This window comes from Duganella rhizosphaerae, assembly GCF_040364205.1.
GTDB lineage: Bacteria > Pseudomonadota > Gammaproteobacteria > Burkholderiales > Burkholderiaceae_D > Rugamonas > Rugamonas rhizosphaerae.
This window is the reverse complement of sequence record NZ_BPWK01000058.1, coordinates 1-1477: the sequence shown is the minus strand read 5'-3', so window position 1 is coordinate 1477 and position 1477 is coordinate 1. Positions and strand designations below refer to the sequence as shown.

At 66.3% G+C, this 1477-nt stretch carries 1 protein-coding gene; it reads right to left on the bottom strand.

The genetic code is table 11. The annotated features are described in order from the left end of the window. Positions 1 to 1477 (bottom strand): condensation domain-containing protein (locus RUGAMON1_RS32575; RefSeq protein WP_445234411.1); only part of this gene is annotated, 1477 nt, incomplete at both ends.

The following is a 1477-nucleotide window of genomic DNA, read 5'->3' as shown; positions in this document are numbered from 1 at the left end:
CTGCATATAGCCGCAGACGCGCGCCGCCGATACCGACTGGTCGACCTGCGCCGTCAGCCGGAAGCCGCCACCCAGGTCATCCACCGACAGCGTCAGCGGGAAGTTGGTGCGTTCCTCGGCTTCGATCACCTCCATACCGTCCCACCCCGCCCCTGCCTTGCCTTCCGTAGTGTCAGTCGGGAGAATGTGGCGATAGTTCAGCAGCGACGAGAACAGCGGCAGCGGCGCGGCTACGCCGCTGCAGCGCTGCGCCAGGGTCAATGGCGCATGCTCGTGACGCAGCAACTGCGTCAGCAGCGCATGGATGCCGCGCACGCCATCCCCGACGCCTTGCTCACCGACGTCAATCCGCACCGGCAGAGTATTGATAAACATGCCCAGCGCCCGGTCGGAGCCCGCGCCGCCCTGCATGCGGCCGAACAGCACCGTGCCGAACACCACGTTCCGGCGGCCCGTCAGTTTCGACAGCACCTGCGCCCAAGCCAGGTGCATCAGGCTGGCCGTGCTGACGCCCAGGCTGCGTGCCTCGGCGCGCAGACGGTTCGCCAGCCCGTCCGGCAGCGGCAGTTTGAACTCCTCGATCTGCGAACCATCGCCCTGGACATCAAGCAGACCGTATGGCGCCGTCGGTTCGTCGATATCGGACAGCATCCGCGTAAAGAAGGCCTCATGTTCCTCCCGGCTCACCCCCAGCAGCGCTTGCGCGACGAAGTTACGGAAAGGGAGAGCCTGCGGCAGCCGCTCCACCTGCCCTTGCTGAATCAGGCGGATTTCTTCGATCAGGATATCCAGCGTTGTGTGGTCGATCGCCAGATGGTGCGTCAGCAATTGCAGCAACCAGCGGCCGTTGGTCCGGTCTTCGCTGAAGAATCCGCGCATCAGCGGCCCCTGTTGCACATCAAGTCTGTAGGAGCGCGGATGGTAGCGCGCATTCAGCTGCTCCGCGATGTCCCCCGCCGCAGCGTCGAAAGCGACTTCCTGCGCCGGCAGCGGCGCATGACGCCACACCACTTGCACCGGTTCGGCCAGGCCATCCCACAGCATTGCCGTGCGCAGGATGTCGTGGCGGTCGATCACCGTCTGCAAGGTCGCCAGGAAGCCGTCCAGGCGCGTCCGCGTATCGAACTCGATCAGCGTCGGCAACAGGTAGGCATCGCCCTCCCGCTGCATCATGTGGTGGAACAGTATCCCGCTTTGCAGCGGCGCCAGCGGATAGATATCCTGGATGTTGGCGACACCGCCAGGCACCGCCGCGACGATGCCGTCGATCTCCTGCTGGCTCAGGTGCACCAGCGGCAGCATGTCCGGCGTGATCGCCTCGCAACCGTCGACGATGCCGTTGGCCGGCACCACCACATCGACCGCTCCGCCGCCGGCGGCCAGCGCCGCGATGGTCGGCGTGCCGAACAGCGCACGCACGTCGGTCTGCACGCCGGCCCGGCGCATGCGCTCGATCAGCGCCACCGCCAGCAGCGAA